Origin of the sequence: Hymenobacter mucosus (assembly GCF_900188255.1) — a bacterium.
Lineage (GTDB): Bacteria > Bacteroidota > Bacteroidia > Cytophagales > Hymenobacteraceae > Hymenobacter > Hymenobacter mucosus.
In genome coordinates this window covers 111354-126739 of the sequence record NZ_FZNS01000002.1, presented here as the reverse complement: position 1 = coordinate 126739, position 15386 = coordinate 111354, and the positions used below count along the sequence as shown (strand labels likewise).

General features: G+C 54.8%; 12 protein-coding genes. 6 read left to right on the top strand and 6 right to left on the bottom strand.

Annotated elements, in window-relative coordinates; genetic code table 11:
- Nucleotides 1-103: 103 nt before the first annotated feature.
- The 5 genes from truB to CHB83_RS04500 form a co-directional block, all read right to left on the bottom strand.
- A complete protein-coding gene (gene truB / locus CHB83_RS04520) occupies nt 104-937 on the bottom strand; it encodes a tRNA pseudouridine(55) synthase TruB (RefSeq protein WP_089331826.1) in 834 nt (277 codons plus the stop codon).
- Between the two features lie 8 nt (nt 938-945).
- Nucleotides 946-1734 carry an undecaprenyl-diphosphate phosphatase gene (locus CHB83_RS04515; RefSeq protein WP_089331825.1) on the bottom strand — a complete coding sequence of 263 codons (789 nt, stop codon included), beginning with the start codon at nt 1732-1734 and terminating at the stop codon, nt 946-948.
- A gap of 184 nt (nt 1735-1918) precedes the next feature.
- Nucleotides 1919-2236, bottom strand: coding sequence for a DUF3098 domain-containing protein (locus CHB83_RS04510; protein WP_089331824.1), 318 nt, complete (start codon nt 2234-2236; stop codon nt 1919-1921).
- Between the two features lie 62 nt (nt 2237-2298).
- Complete coding sequence (locus CHB83_RS04505; RefSeq protein ID WP_045688524.1) at nt 2299-3189, bottom strand: cell division protein FtsX; 891 nt, start codon at nt 3187-3189, stop codon at nt 2299-2301.
- A gap of 78 nt (nt 3190-3267) precedes the next feature.
- Nucleotides 3268-7833, bottom strand: coding sequence for a translocation/assembly module TamB domain-containing protein (locus CHB83_RS04500; RefSeq protein ID WP_089331823.1), 4566 nt, complete (start codon nt 7831-7833; stop codon nt 3268-3270).
- 285 nt (nt 7834-8118) lie between these two features.
- Here CHB83_RS04500 and tsaD point away from each other — a divergent pair, with 285 nt between their 5' ends.
- The 4 genes from tsaD to CHB83_RS04480 all read left to right on the top strand — a co-directional run bounded on the left by tsaD (nt 8119) and on the right by CHB83_RS04480 (nt 11307).
- Nucleotides 8119-9126, top strand: coding sequence for a tRNA (adenosine(37)-N6)-threonylcarbamoyltransferase complex transferase subunit TsaD (gene tsaD / locus CHB83_RS04495; RefSeq protein ID WP_045688521.1), 1008 nt, complete (start codon nt 8119-8121; stop codon nt 9124-9126).
- 94 nt (nt 9127-9220) lie between these two features.
- Nucleotides 9221-9694, top strand: a complete 474-nt coding sequence (gene smpB, locus CHB83_RS04490; protein ID WP_045688520.1) for an SsrA-binding protein SmpB — start codon at nt 9221-9223, stop codon at nt 9692-9694.
- 157 nt (nt 9695-9851) lie between these two features.
- Nucleotides 9852-10655: a C40 family peptidase gene (locus tag CHB83_RS04485; protein ID WP_236704940.1), complete on the top strand. Its 804-nt coding sequence runs from the start codon at nt 9852-9854 to the stop codon at nt 10653-10655.
- Between the two features lie 160 nt (nt 10656-10815).
- Nucleotides 10816-11307, top strand: a complete 492-nt coding sequence (locus CHB83_RS04480; protein WP_045688518.1) for an HNH endonuclease — start codon at nt 10816-10818, stop codon at nt 11305-11307.
- A 111-nt stretch (nt 11308-11418) separates the two neighbouring features.
- Here CHB83_RS04480 and CHB83_RS04475 read toward each other — a convergent pair whose 3' ends face one another.
- Nucleotides 11419-12285, bottom strand: coding sequence for an alpha/beta fold hydrolase (locus tag CHB83_RS04475; RefSeq protein ID WP_045688517.1), 867 nt, complete (start codon nt 12283-12285; stop codon nt 11419-11421).
- Nucleotides 12286-12433: 148 nt separating this feature from the next.
- Between CHB83_RS04475 and CHB83_RS04470 the strand changes: the two genes are divergently transcribed.
- Together CHB83_RS04470 and CHB83_RS04465 are read left to right on the top strand one after the other, a co-directional pair.
- Nucleotides 12434-13684, top strand: a complete 1251-nt coding sequence (locus CHB83_RS04470; protein WP_089331822.1) for a DUF3298 and DUF4163 domain-containing protein — start codon at nt 12434-12436, stop codon at nt 13682-13684.
- A gap of 132 nt (nt 13685-13816) precedes the next feature.
- The gene (locus CHB83_RS04465) at nt 13817-14881 is read left to right on the top strand and encodes a fatty acid desaturase family protein (RefSeq protein WP_089331821.1); all 1065 of its coding nucleotides are present in this window, start codon (nt 13817-13819) and stop codon (nt 14879-14881) included.
- Nucleotides 14882-15386: the final 505 nt, after the last annotated feature.

Genomic DNA, 15386 nt, shown 5'->3' with positions numbered 1-15386 from the left:
ACAAAGATGCAGTACAAACCGCAAAAAAGGCACGAAGCGGTGCTCCGTGCCTTATACGTACTTCTAAAATCAATAGGATAGGGCAGCCAATCGTTTGGGTGCCTCACGAAGCTGGCTCTGGGGCGGCGCCTTCTGCGCCGGGGGCAGTAGTGCTAGCGTGGTAGTACTCCAAGCCGGCGCGGCGCTCGGGCTGCCGTTCCCGCCGCGGGCGCGGCGGACGGTCTGTTTCACCTTCCGGGCGGGGCGGCCGCAAAGCCTGAATGTCATCAATGGTTAGGGAGTCTGTGAGCTTGTACTCGCCAATGCGCGTGCGCACTAGCTTGGTCAGGTGCGCCCCTACCCCAAGAGCGGCGCCAAAGTCGCGAGCAAGGCTCCGGATATAGGTGCCCTTAGAACACACCACCCGAAAGTCTACTTCGGGCAGGGCAACGCGCGTAAGCTCAAACGTGGTAATGGTGACTTGTTTGCTCTTAATTTCGGCCGCGTCGCCGCGTCGTGCTACTTCGTACGCTCGCTCGCCGTTCACCTTTACCGCCGAAAATAGCGGGGGCGTTTGCTCAATGAGGCCCATGAACTGGGGAAGCGCCGCAAGCAGGTCAGCCTCTGAAAGGTGCTGGTAGGGCAGCTCGCTATCCACGGGCGTTTCTAGGTCGAAGCTTGGAGTAGTTTGACCTAGGCGGAAGGTGCCCGTGTATTCCTTCTCCTGGGCCTGAATCTGATCAATCTGCTTGGTTTTCTTGCCTGTGCACAAAATCAGCAAGCCAGTGGCCAAGGGGTCGAGGGTGCCGGCGTGCCCAATTTTCTTGATGCGCAGCGTATTCTTCACCTTGCGCACTGCGTCAAAGGAAGTCCAGGTCAGAGGCTTGTTGAGAAGTAACACTTCCCCTTCTTCAAAATTGAAGCGAGGAGTAGCGGCCGGTTGTTGTGCGTCGCTCATACAGAAGGTTAAATAATCTGGAGCGGAATGCCCAGCGCAATCATTACCAGAATAACAATGCCTACCACAATACGGTAGAGCCCAAACGCACGAAAGCCATAACGTGACACAAAATCTACGAAAGACTTCACGGCCAACAGCGCCACAATAAAGGCTACCACGTTGCCAAACAGCAGCAGCTTAATGTCCTCGGCACCGGGCGCGGCTACTTTGTAGGTCTTATACAGTTGGTAGGCCGTGATAACAAACATGGTGGGTACCGCCAGCAGAAAGGAAAAATCGGCGGCCGAGCGCCGGTCGAAACCCTGGGATAGTCCGCCCACAATGGTAGCCGCCGAGCGGGATACGCCCGGAACGAGGGCCAAGCACTGAAACAAGCCAATCTTGATGGCCTGCGGGAAGCTTGGGGTAGTCACTTCCTTGCGGGCACCCGAAAACCACCGGTCGATGAACAACAGCACAATACCGCCTACCACCAGCGAAGCAGCTACTACCGTTACACTTTTCAGGAGTTCCTCAATGTAGTCCTTGAGTACGAAGCCCAGAAGGCCGAAGGGAATAAAGGCTGCCGCTAGCTTAAGATAGAAATCGAAGCTCTGCAGAAAACGCCGCCAGTACAAAACCACTACCGCCAGAATAGCACCAAACTGAATGGACGTGATGAAGGTATCGGTGAAGGCAAACTGACCAATACCGAGCAAGTTGGCCACGATAATCATGTGGCCCGTGCTAGAAACGGGGAGAAACTCGGTGAGGCCTTCAACAATAGCGAGTAGCAGCGCGTGCCAATACGACATAAGGAGGAGCTTGAGGGGGCGTGTAAGACGTAGACTTGATTAGAAAGCTACCGATACAGTAGAACGTCATGCTGCGCTTGCTAGGTAGCCGCTCTGGTGACTGCTAATTCATTGATTAGCCAGGCAGAAGCTGCTATAGCAAGCGCAGCATGACGTGCTGCGTGGAGTGGGTAGAGGCGGCAGATTAGCGCTTGTAAGTAGGCGCTTGCGGAGCGGCGGGCGTAGCAACGGGTGGCACCGGTTGCGACGGAACGGTGCTTGTCGTAGCCACGTCGCGGGCAATAGGAGCCGCCGTTGATTTAGCCATGATGGCCCAAAATTCAATTAGAAAGCCAATAGCTAGCAGTATAGGGCCCAAGGTGATGCCCAAAAATCCTTCGCCGTAATCCTCTTTGTCCAGCGTCATGGTGATGAAGCCAGCCGCTAACACCGCTAGCCCAATAAACATAAGCCGGTAGTTGCGGGGCCCGAAGGCGAAGCGAGGAGTGGTGTTCTGTTCCATAGCGCAAAGGTAGGAAGGTTCCGAACAAGGGTTGACGCAAATTCAACCAACCCGGTATTTCATTAATACAACTCGTCCAGCGACATCCCCGAATACTTGCGCACTGCTCGCCAGGAACTAAGGAAACCAATGCCCATGCCCAGGATAACCAGCGCCACTACCAAGGCCCCAATAAGGCGCTCATCGCGGAACAAGCGTAGCTCTTCTAGCTGCAGGTAGGCGTATTGCAGCAAAGCCAGCAACAGCAACCCAGCCAATAGGCCGCTGACCAAACCTTGCCACACGGCCCGCCGCAAAAAAGGCCACTGAATAAACGACTGAGTAGCCCCCACCAACTGCATAGACCGGATCAGGAAGCGTTGCGAAAACAAAGCTAGCTTGATGGTATTGTTGATTAGAACTACTACCACGAAGGTGAGCACCACCGCAAAGCCTAGCAGTACTAAGCTCACATTGCGCAGGTTCTTATTGACGGACGTAATAAGGCTTTCCACGTACTCTACTTCAAATACTCCCGGCTCCTGCCGCAACTCTTCCCGAATGCGGCTCAGGTTCTTAGCGTCGCCGTAGTCGGCATTGATTTTAAGCAGGTAGGCGTCGCGTAATGGGTTGTCGCCCAGAAACTGCTGGAAGTCTTCGCCCGTCTGATCAATGAGCTGCTTGGCCCCCTCTTCCTTAGATAGAAAGCGCACTTGCGGCTGCTGGTCCTTGTAGGCAATGTAGGGCTTGCGCGAAAAGTCCTGCTGTAGGCGCAGAAGCTGCGTTTCTGGCAAGTTGCGGTCTAGGTATACCTGCATTTCCAGGTTTTCCTTTACCAGCGTTGAAAGCTTCTGGGCGTGGATCAGTAGCATCCCAAACAACCCAATTACCAGCAGCGCCAGCGTAATGCTAAACACTACCATGGTGTGGGGGTAGCTGCCTAGTTTCTTCTTGCGGGTCGGTCGGGTTTGCATTAGGTGCGGGGTAATGGGTGATATATAGCGTGGGTAGGCGCACGGGGCAGGTAGCTTGCCGGGCCGACCGCACGCTAGTTACATACTGGTGCGGGGGTCGTCGTCTATTTGCAATTCCCGGGCCTTGCGGGCGTTCTGGTCGCGGCGGCGGAGGCGGCGCCGGGCAAATAGCTCCCGGAACGAATCAAACTGCTCGGTGTGCACCACCGAAATACCAGCCCGTGCTTGGTTAGTGGCTTGGCCCAGAGCGGTAAGGTCGCGCGGGGTGGTTTCGTAGCGTAGCTTGGCCCGGAACTTACCATCGGGGCGCAGGTAGTATTCTAAGCTCAGGTCGCCAATGAGGGAAGTTTGCGTACTGGCGAGCTGGGGGTTGGAACCATTAGCCGAGGTAGAACCGAAGCTTCCTTCGCGGGTAATGCGCAAGCGCCCATTCATAAATGAGTAGCTAAGGCGCAATTGCAGGGCTTGCAAGTCCTCGGCTGTGAGTCCGTTCAGGTTAAAGCTAATTTCCAGGTTCGGGTCAATCTGCGACGTGAGCAAGCCTAGCTGGGTTGAAATAATCTGCCCAAGGCTGTTGCCCAGCGCATTGTTTTCACCCTGCAAACGTGTCACGGCTAGAGACCCTATTGGAGTCAGCTGGCGAAATACCACTAGGCTGAATACCTGGCGGTTTAACTCCTGCTCGTCGTTTCGCAGAGAAGAAAGGAACGGAGCCAAATCGCCCTCCAAGGACGACGGAATATCATTGAACTCCAGGTTCAAACGAATAATGGGCTGCAGGATGGGGCCCGTCAGGTTCATTACCGCCGTTACGGGTACCACCGCCGTGTTCGTAGCCAGAATGGGGGCCAAGGAAGTGCGCTGGGTATACGTTGCCGTTACGTTCATTTCGCCGGCTAGTGGGTCGCCATTCCAGGCAATCGTGCCGCCGGGCCGTACCACAAATTCCTTGTTCACCAAGCCTTGCAGCGTAAAGTTGTACGCTCCTCGCACAATCTCTACCTGCCCATACATGTTGAAGTCGCCGCGGGTATCAATGTTCAGGCGTAGCTGTCCGGTGGCCGTCCCGCGGATGATATCACCCGTGCTTTCATCCAAGAGAAGCTCTAAGTAAGCATCGGGCGTGATGTCCAGATTCATGTTCAGGCGGATGCCCGACAGGTCGGTGGTACCGGCTACTTCTACTGCCTGGCGGGCGCGGGCTGTGTCGGGCAGGTTCCGGTTCACAAACTTGATGTACTTGGCCTGTTCAGCTTTAGCGGCATTATCAAAGGGCAAGGAAATTCGGGTGCCTGCCTCGCTGCGCGCTGTCACGTTCACAAATAGGTTGTCGGCGGGGCCTCGCACGACGGCCGTGCCGGTGGCGTAGGCCTGACCAAAGTATAGCTCGTTGTCTTTGCGGGTGGTGTTGAGCACTTGCAGCTTACGGAAGGCCGCGTTCAGCTCCAACCGCATGTCCTGAAAGCCCTGCTCGAAGATACTGCCGTTCACCACCCCACTATTTCCTTGCGGGTCACGCACGGTGATGTTTTGCAGCGCGATTCGATCCTCCAAGAAGCGAATTCGGTCTGAGAACGTATAGGTAGTGCCGAGGTAGATAAAGGTCAGCTGCCCATCAGTTACGTCAATGTTGCCAGTAAGCACCGGCGCATTTAGCTTGCCCGTGAGGCGTAGGGTGCCCACTGCCGTACCCCCCAAGTCGCGGAATAGGGTGCTGAGAAAAGGCTCGGCCAGCTTAACGGGCGCTTGGTCAAGAACGCCCATCAGGTTTAGTTGTTGGGTTTCGGCTCCCGGCGTGTACGTACCCGTTACGGCTACCACCCGCTGCTTGTCGCGCTCCACGTCGAGGTTCACAGCCACGCGGCGGGCCGTATTGTCCCAATCGCCGCGGCCTTGCACGTTGCCAATGAGCACGTTGTCCATCTGCAACGAATCCACGCGTAGGGTTGAGTTAACTACCAGCTGACCATACACCCCGCTAATGGTACCCAGCGCGTTTACTCGGCCCGCAAACTTCTGCCCGCCCGTTAGGCTGCTCAGAGTGGTAAGCTCAAAGTCTTTCACCGTGAGGGCGAGGGGCTTGTTATCATCCTGGGAAATGAAGCCCTGGGCGCTGATGCTTTGGTTGCCGTTGCTGAGCGTAACGTTTTGGAAGTCGAACTCTTTGCCGCCCCCCGAAATTAGGAGAGAGTTATTGGGCGCTATTGTCCAGTCCTTGCCCAGCACATTCACCCCAGACTGGCGGAAGGTGATTTTTACGGCATTTTCGAGGAAGGCCAGGGCCCCGTTGATCTGGGCGCGGTTGGTAGTACCCGTTTGGGCCAATGAAGTTGAGAAGTTGATTTTCTCCTGGTCCCACACGCCTTCCACGTAAAATTTCTCGGTAGCCCCTAATCCTGGTACCCGCTGGCGCTCCGAGGTTACGCTGGCCTGGGCCAAGACTTCGGGCTGGTAGGGAAGCTTTGAGGTGTTAAGTTCAAAGTCGCTGTTTACTACCTGCACGCTATCGTAGCGCAGGGCGTTTACGTGACCCCCAAGCTGAAAAATGGAAGTCTGCCCATTTCGGAAAGAGCCATCAATGCGCGTAGAGTCCGATATCGTGAGCTGCGGCAGGAACAAGTGCAGCACGGGGTTAGGCTGCTTCAGGTACAGGTTCAGGGCAATCTGATAGTCGGGAAGGGTACGCTGGCGCTTGCGCCGGTAGTAGGCGGCAATGGCAGCATCGTTGCTACGGAAGTTGAGGCGATACTCCTCGATAAGCGTGGTCACGTCCTGAATAACCGTGCTGGGCGTAAAGTTGCCCACTAGCCCTAAATTCAGCACTTCCGAGCGCACGGACACTTGGCGTTGCCCGGCTTGGTAGCGGCTGATGATGTCTAGTGTATCTACGGGAACGGCCCGGCCCGCGTAGCTCACCCGAGAGTTGCGCAGGCGGGCATACCCTAGTAAGGCATCCAGAGTCAAGCCCTGAAACTTCACGTCGGCGGTGGTGGCAACTACTACGCTCTGCTTGGTGAGTCCTAAGGCCCGCAAGTCGGCCCGGCGAATACGGGCGCGCAAATCGAAGGCTTGGCGCGCTTTGTTTACGTCAATGGTGCCGTCCGCATCAAACTGTAAGCTTGGGTCGTTGGCAGCAATTTTACCCGTGAAAGACTCCCGGCTAAAACGCCCGTTTGTGGTGATGTTGCGGTAGCGGTAGCCGTTCAGCCAAATGCTTTGCACGGTGGCATTGGCCGTTAGGCGGGCCGTGCGCAAGTCAAACCCTACCCCTTCTACCTTGCCGTTCATGGTCACATCGCGCACGGTGCGCTCATCGCCCAGCAAGCGTCCCAACTGAAAGCCCGTAGTGCGCACCTGGCCTTCGTAGCTGGAGTAGCGCGGGTCGTTCTTGAACTTCAGGTTCACGTCGGATACCACCGAGCCCAGCGCGGTTTGGAACGAGCCGTTGGCTACAAAGTCGTTGTAGAAGCCCAGGAACTGGCCTTGGAGCTTCACCGTACCTAGGCGTTGCACGTAGGGCCACCCCGAAGCTGGAATGTAGCGCCGAATATCGCGCCCATCTACTACTGACGGCTGCAGGCGCATCTCCACAAAGCTCTCCTTAATATTGGGAAGACCTTCTACGTTGATGTTGCCTCTCACCCGGGTAGCACGGCCGTACTGAATATCTAGGTTGCGGGTAGTGAAGTTGCGTACGTACCCCTTGGCATCACCCGAAATCAGAACGGTTTCTTTCAAGTCGCGCATGAATGGCTGCGGCGCAAACTTGGCAATGTCGTCGGAGTTTACCCGGCTGGGCTGGAGGCGGGCAATTACCTTTACCGAGTCGTTGAAGTCGGTGAAGTTCAGGAAGTGGTCGTACTCGAAGCGAATGTAGTTGCTAAGCTGGCTGTTCTGCACGCGTAGCATCAGCTTATCAAATTCCCAGAACTTGCCCGAATAGGTCATATTCGAGGTCAGTTCGCGCAGGCGCGTGCCCGATGGGGTATCCACGGTGCGCAGCCCGCTGATGTTAGCGTGAATCGTGTCGCCCTTAATCCATAGCTGGTCAGCGTCGGCATAGATGCTGTCCAGGTACATGTGGGCGTAGTCCATGGTACGCCCATACTCCGGAATGCGCGGCACATTCTGGCGTTCCAACACGAAACGGCCATTGCGCAGCGCAATAGCTTCAATTTTGAAGTCGAAGGGCTTGCTGACTTTGGTTGTGTCGGAAGGGCCAATCAGGCGCTTCACAGCCCTAATAAACTGGTCTAGGGAGGTAGAGTCGGGCTGATCCTTGTACGTTACCAAGTCAAAGCGAGGCTCTTCCAGGGTGAGCTTGCCCACGTGGAGGTGGGACGGGTCAAACACGGAGAACAGCCGGATGTCGGCATCGGCCCGGCCAATATTGAACAGCTCATTGCCGCGGCGGTCTAGCACTCGCACGCCTTCCAGTAGCACCCGCGAAAACGGACGGATATCTACCCGGTTCACAATAACCTTCTGTCCTAGCTTTTCGGTGAGGATGCTGGCGGCCCGCTGCGCAACCGAGGTTTGCACGCTTGGCACCCGCAAGGCCAGTAGAATTCCCGCCACGGCCAGCACCACTACCACCAGCAGGGCAAACAAAACCTTAAGAATGACGGATAGGAACCGGGGCACGGGCAGGAAGAGGGAGAGAAGCCAGGAGCGAGTCGCAACAAAGATACAGGGTTGACCCCGACCGTTGCCTACGCATCTGCCCCGCGAAAACGTTTAGGATGGCGTTTGGGTTAGCTAGAAAACGCTGTAGTCGGCAATCTGGTGTTTTGCTCCGACCTTTACAGTCAAAACAAGCCATAAATACCGGCTCTCCTCGCGCCAGGAAGGCCTAAGAAATGGCACGCAGTTATCTTTTCCTTTTTAGAGAAGTAGCGCAGATGCTCCTTCACTAGGTTCACTGAACATATGCATCCTACCATTCTGGCCATCGAATCTTCCTGCGACGACACCTCGGCTGCTGTGCTGATGGGGGGCGAAATCCGCTCCAACGTGGTGGCAACCCAGCAGGTGCACGAACAATATGGGGGCGTAGTGCCTGAGTTGGCTTCCCGCGCCCACCAGCAGCATCTTATTCCGGTGGTAGAAGCCGCCCTGCAAAAAGCTGGCATCACAAAACAGCAACTTGATGCGGTGGCTTTCACACAGGGGCCGGGGTTGCTGGGCTCCCTACTGGTAGGCGGTATGTTCGCCAAAACGTTGGCCCTCGCCTTGGGCAAGCCACTGATTGCCGTCAACCATATGCGGGCCCATATTCTGGCTCATTTCGTGGAAGAGCCCCGGCCCGTATTTCCCTTCCTGTGCCTGACGGTAAGCGGCGGCCATACCCAGCTAGTGGTAGTGCGTAGCGCCTTGAATATGGAAATCATTGGCCAAACCATTGACGACGCGGCCGGTGAGGCCTTCGATAAAACGGCCAAACTGCTCGGCTTGCCCTACCCCGGTGGCCCCCACCTCGATGCGTTGGCTCGGCAGGGTAACCCTACACGCTTCCCATTTCCGGTAGGAGCTATGCCCGGCTATGATTTTAGCTTCAGTGGCCTGAAAACGGCGGTGCTCTACTTCTTGAAGAAGGAAACGGCCCAAAACGCCAACTTTGTGCAGGAAAACGTGGCCGACCTGTGCGCCAGCATTCAGCACACCATTATCCAAACACTTTTGCGTCAGTTACGCCGCGCTGCCGCCGACCAAGGCCTTACCCAAGTAGCGTTGGCCGGGGGAGTAGCCGCCAATAGTGGTCTGCGCCAAGCGTTGCAAGATGAGGCTGTAGTGCAAGGCTGGGCGGTATTTATTCCCGCTTTCCAATACTGCACCGACAACGCGGGCATGGTGGCCAAAACCGCCGAGTTTCAGTACCAGGCCGGTGATTTTGCCGATCAGCTCGTTAGCTCCGACCCTCGCCTGAAGCTAGCATAGCTTCATCTTACCTTCTTTACTTAGGTAGATTTCGCAACCTTGCCCCTCGCATTTGCGAATCTTGCTTACGCCGCTCTCACCGCGGCTCTTTCCCATGGCCAAACAAAAAGACGATACGCCCAAGCGCGTCAATATTCTAAACCGTCGCGCTAGTCACGAATATGCGTTCATTGTAAAGTACGATGCGGGCATAATGCTACAAGGCACCGAAATTAAGAGCATTCGGGATGGCAGCGTGCAGATCCAAGACGGCTTTTGCTCCTTCCACCCCGATGGTAGCTTGTGGGTGCACAACCTAACCATTGCCAAGTACACCGAGGGTACATACAACAACCACGAGCCTACCCGGGCCCGCAAGCTGCTACTCACTAAGCGGGAGTTGAAACAGCTGGCTAACAAAAACCAAGAGCAGGGCCTCACTATTATTCCCATCCGTATGTTCGTCAACGACCGGGGATTTGCCAAGCTGGAAATTGCCCTAGCCAAGGGCAAGAAGCTGTTCGACAAGCGCGACGACCTGAAGGCCAAAGATCAGAAGCGGGAGATGGACCGTGCCCGGGACTACTAGCCCTACCTGCGAAAGGAGTTTTTAGGTAGATATTTGGCTAGTTGCATTTTAAGCGGGAGCTTCGTGCAAGTATAACGAGAGCAAGCGCGAGGAAAGCCTTTCGTTTGCCCATGACGAGCAATGGCTCCTCATGTCACCATTTCACCTTCCCATTGTTTTGGAACACGGAATCTGCGCCCTGAGCGTAGTGCCGGTACGCGCCGAGCCTTCCGACAAGGCCGAAATTGTTACCCAGTTACTTTTCGGCGACTGTTATTCTATCCTACTCGTTCAAGGAAACTGGTACCAGGTACGGGGCGCGGCCGATCAGTACGTGGGCTGGATAGACTTCAAGCAGCATACGCCGGTATCGGCCGAGTACTTGCAGGCGTGGCTCGCGCAGGATCATCCGCGTACGTTGGACGTAGTGCAAATGGTAAGCGACGAGAAGACACGCCTGCCCGTGAGCTTGGGCGCGCGCCTACCATTCTTTGATGGCATGACCCTGCGCCTGGGCGAGCGGCAGCTATTTTACAATGGAGCCGCCACAAATCCCGCCAACGGACACGGGCCCCATGGCCCCGTAGACCAGCGCCTGCGCTTACTGCAGAAAATGGCTCTTACCTTCCTTAAGGCGCCGTACTTGTGGGGCGGCAAAACATTGTTCGGTATCGACTGCTCGGGGCTGATGCAGCAGCTGTACGGGCTCATTGGCGTGCAGCTTCCGCGCGATGCTCACCAGCAAATCCAGCTTGGGCAGGTTGTGCACTTCGTAGGCCAAACGCGCCCCGGCGACTTGGCTTTCTTCGATAATGCCGAAGGGCGTATTGTGCATGTGGGGCTCATGCTGGAAGAGCAACAAATCCTGCATGCTAGTGGGGAAGTACGCATTGACCCCCTCGACCACAACGGCATCTTCAACCGTAACCAGCAGAAGTACAGCCATAAATTGCGTCTTATTAAGCGCATTCTCGTCGATTAGAACCAGTCCACCAGCAGGAGGCTGACCGGGCGCTGCTAGCAGCACCAAGTTCAGCCCTATACGTCTTGCATTCTAACTGAATCTAAACGCGACGCCTGTTGTTAATACGCTAAGAATCATCTAGCTTTCTGGCAGACCAGATTCCTTTTTCTTAGCGTGTATGGACCAAAAAGTGCTTGTGTTGAACGGCGACTACACCGCTATTACCCTGTGTAGCGTGCAGAAAGCTTTTGTGCTGCTGTTTTTAGAGAAAGCCGAACTGATTGCCAAGTCGGATGGCGTGTTGCGCAGTGTGAGCAAGGCTTTTCCAAAGCCTAGCATCATCCGGTTGCAGCGCTATGTGCGCGTGCCTTATAAAGGCATCGCCCTAAGCCGGCATAACATCATGAAGCGTGACCATTTTGAGTGCCAGTACTGTGGTTCGACGAAAAACTTAACGCTCGACCACGTGCTGCCCAGGAGCAGGGGAGGCGACTCCAGTTGGAGTAACTTACTTACCGCTTGCTCCCGGTGCAACCACGCCAAAGGGCACCGCACCCCGCAAGAAGCTGGCCTTACCATTCGCCAACAACCTAAAAAGCCTACGCTTTCGGGTTTCTTGAAGCTAAGCGCTGGCACTCTCGACGAAAACTGGCACGCATACCTACACTAAAACCGGTTGCCCTCGGGCAAACCGGTTTTTTTGTGCGTATTCATGGCACAAAAAAGGCCCCGCGTATCGTACGCGGGGCCTTTTCTATAGGGCATGCGGAAGCATACTGCGCTAGTAACGGTCGGCGGTTCCTTCTACAGTGCCGCCAGCTGCAAAGGCCAGAATGTCGCGGTTGAGGCGCTCTTTTTCCGTTACGAACAACCCGTGGGGTGCACCGCTGTATTCTACAAACTGAGCGTGCGATACATATTGCGTCATCCGCTCGCCGCTCACTTTGGCGGGTACGGTATCGTCGCTGCTACCATGAATAACTAGCGTAGGTACTTTGAGGGTTGCTAGGTCCTGGCGGAAGTCGGTAGCGGCGAAGGCGTACACGCACTGTTCCGTGGCGCGGGGCGAGGCCAATTGGCAGATAGACTGCATCCAATCTAGCGTGGCCTGGCTGACAGGGTGGCTGATTACGCCCACCCCGAAGAACTTCTTGCCAAATGACTGGAGGAAGTCAAACCGGTCTTTCCGGATGCCATCTACCATATCATCGAACACTGATTTATCGGCACCGTCGGGGTTGTCGTCGGTTTTGAGCAGGAAAGGCGTCACGGCTGATACGAAAGCTACCTTGCTTACGCGGGCTCCGTTGTAGCGGCTCATATAACGTGCTACCTCGCCGCCACCCATAGAAAAGCCTACCAGCGTTACATCTTGCAGGTCTAGCGTTTCCAGCACCGCGTTTAAGTCGTCAGCAAGCGTGTCGTAATCGTTGCCCTCCCAAGTTTTGGACGAATTACCGAAGCCACGCCGAGTGTATGCAATAACCCGATGGCCATGTTTAGGGAGTTCAGCAAGTTGGTACTCCCACATTTCATAGGTAGCGGGCCAGCCGTGGATAAGAACGATGGGGCTACCTTGGCCTTGGTCAATATAGTGCAGCTTTACGTCGTTGCCGTTAACATCGGTACCTGCTTTGATATAGCTCATGATGAGGTTGTATGAGGAGGTGAGTAGGGAAATCCAGTAGTGCTTAAAAGCAGTGATATTCTACGCGGACAGGTGTGCACAGATGAGCTAATGCCAATATGTTGTACGTTGCCCAGCAGCGGTGAAGAAACCTCTTACTTTTGGCCTGATGAGTTACCTCCGCTCCACCCTTACATCCCTGCAAGGCCCTCTGCTGGGCAGCTTAATCCTGCTACTAGCCGCCTGCAACTCCGGTACCGACAAGCCAGCCGCTACTACATCTACGGTTGCTCCCAAAAAGGCTACTTCGGAAGCCTCTACCTCGAATGCTGGCGCGTGGTATCGCCAGTACCGCACGCTGTTGCCCGGCACTACCGATAGCGTAACCCTACACCTACAGCGCTTTCCCAACAAACCCGGCGAATACACCGCCCGATTAGCAGGCTTTTATGCCGGCGCAGATGGGCAGCCCTGGGAAGTGATGGGCAATCAAAGTGCTAGTACTCCCGATAGCCTTTTACTGCATCATACAAGTCCAGGTAAGGTAGGGGAGGGCTCTGTGGGTCCTCGGTGGCTTCTGCGTCGTCAAGGCAACAACTTGGTAGGCACCTTAGGCAATCAACCGTTGGTGTTGCGGCTTGTGCAGCCACCGGCCAGTGTTTCCCTGGTTGCTCATTCGTTTGTTGATTCAGTTGCTGCGCGGCCAGCCCATCCCCAGGATTCCCTTTTTGGTCGTATCCGGCTGCTGGCTCTGCTCCCAACGAGCGGCCCCGCTACACCACAGCTCACGGCTGCGGTAGTACGCGGACTGCGCGGCGACACTACCGACGAGAAGCCAGCGCCAGCCCTGGCGGCCCTATGGGAGCAACAACGATCCTCCTTTTTCAAAGACTACCAGGAGGACGTTACCCCCTTGCTGGCAGCAGCAGAAGCTGACACTGCCAGCTACCGGCCTGCTGCTACCCTCAACTATGAAGCAGAAACGAGCACCTACGTTCTGTGGAATGCCGATAATCTGTTAAGTGTAGGATTCTTCAACTATAGCTACTCGGGTGGTGCTCACGGCAATTACGCCACGTCGGTGTGTAGCTACGACACCCGCACCGGCCGTGCCCTGCGCTTTGTTGATATCTTCCGGCCAGATTCAGAGCTTCAACTCGAAAAGGTGCTTGGGAAATACGCTCGCCCAGCTCTAGGTCTTACTGCTGCCGAGCCGTTGTCTCAAGCGTTGTTTACCAACTCCTTACCTGTCACCCACAATGTGTACCTGACCAGTGGGGGTGCTGTGTTTGTGTATGGGCCCTATGAAATAGCTTCCTACGCCCAAGGCGAAATCCGAATATTCGTGCCTTTTACTGCGCTAAGGCCTCTGCTTCAGCCAAGTGTACCAGTAGGGGGAGGAGAGGTGGTGCGCAAATGAAACCTTTGCTGAACGGATTAGCTTGGTAGGGACACAGGGAAGCGTGCAAAATCCCGCTCTTTCAAGCCAAGAAAATGGGCCACGGCGCAAGAAGCGGTACCTTTACCGCGGTTTTTCCTATCACCACCCTTTATGCTAGCACCCAAATTCGCGGCTTCGCGCTCCTTTCATCAGGAGTTAAAGCGCCGCACCAACGCCTACTTTCAGGAAGCCGGCAAGTCGACAACTGGCGGCAAGAGCTTGCTCTTTAAAGCTTGTCTGCTCACCGCGGCTTTCGTGGCTGTGTACCTCCACCTTGTGTTCTGGACTCCCTCAGCCTGGCTGGGAGTAGCAGAGTGCGCCTTACTAGGCTTCATTGGCGCAGCTATTGGCTTCAACGTCATGCACGATGGTGCCCACGGATCCTTTAGTAAATCTAAGTGGATCAATCAGTTTGCGGCTTTCACGCTGAATGTGATGGGCGGCAACTCCTTTATGTGGAACATGAAGCATAACCTCATCCACCACATGTACACCAACGTGGAAGGTGTGGATGATGACTTGGACGCTCAGCCTTGGCTGCGTCTCAGCCCCGACCAGCCTCGGCGCAAGCTGCACCGCTTCCAGCACCTGTACTTCTGGTTCTTCTATGCGTTGCTCTTCATCGCCTGGATTTTCTACATGGACTACCAGAAGTACTTCCGCGGAAAGATTGGGGAGATGCCCATCAAGAAAATGACAGCGTCTGATCAAGGTGTATTCTGGGGTTTCAAGGCGCTCCACCTTGGTTTGTTTGTGGCACTACCAATTTACATAGTAGGCTTTGTCAGCTGGTTGGTTGGGTTCCTCGTGTTTATGGCAGTAGCTGGCTTCACGCTGAGCATCGTGTTCCAGCTAGCGCACACAGTAGAGCATACTAGCTTTGTAGTGCCTCACGAAACCACTCGCAAGATTGAAGATGAATGGGCTATCCACCAGATCAAGACGACTGCCAACTTTGCTACCGATAGTAAACTCATCAGTTGGTTGGTAGGTGGCCTCAATTTTCAAGTGGAGCACCACTTGTTCCCTAACATTTCTCACGTACACTACCCAGCCCTGAATAAAATCATCCGTCAGATGTGTGAGGAGTTCGGCGTGGAATACAACGAATACCCCAAGATGCGCTATGCCGTAGCTTCGCACGTAGCCCACCTACGCGAGCTGGGCCGGGCATAATCATCCTTATTAGCTAAATTAGAAAAGAAAGCCTTACAGAGATGTAAGGCTTTCTTTTTGCCAAAAATCAGTATGACCAATAGCGAATAGATTGGTCATAAATTATGAGTAAGTCAAAAAGCAGGAAAGGCTTAGATAAGAGTCTAGCTTGCTTAAATAAGCATAAGGGTGGAGTAGTAGTTACGACAGTGATTCTGTTTTTCGCAGGGTAAGAATTTTGCAAAGAGGTATAGCGTAGCCACACAATCAAAAGTGGTCGTCAAGTAACAGGCTATGTCACAGATAGCAATAGCAGTAATGCCCATGTAGTCTGTAGCCTTACAGGCCTGAATTACCGAGTTACGGTTCCAAATCCTCCTCTAGGATTTTCTAGAGGGGATAGTTGTACCCTTAAGTTCCACCCTGCTTATCCTAACGAAATAGTTCTGTTGCGGAGGAAGTCGTGACAATACTAGCTAGCTGAATGATATAGAGACAAACAGGAGTATTTACTCTGCTCCAAACT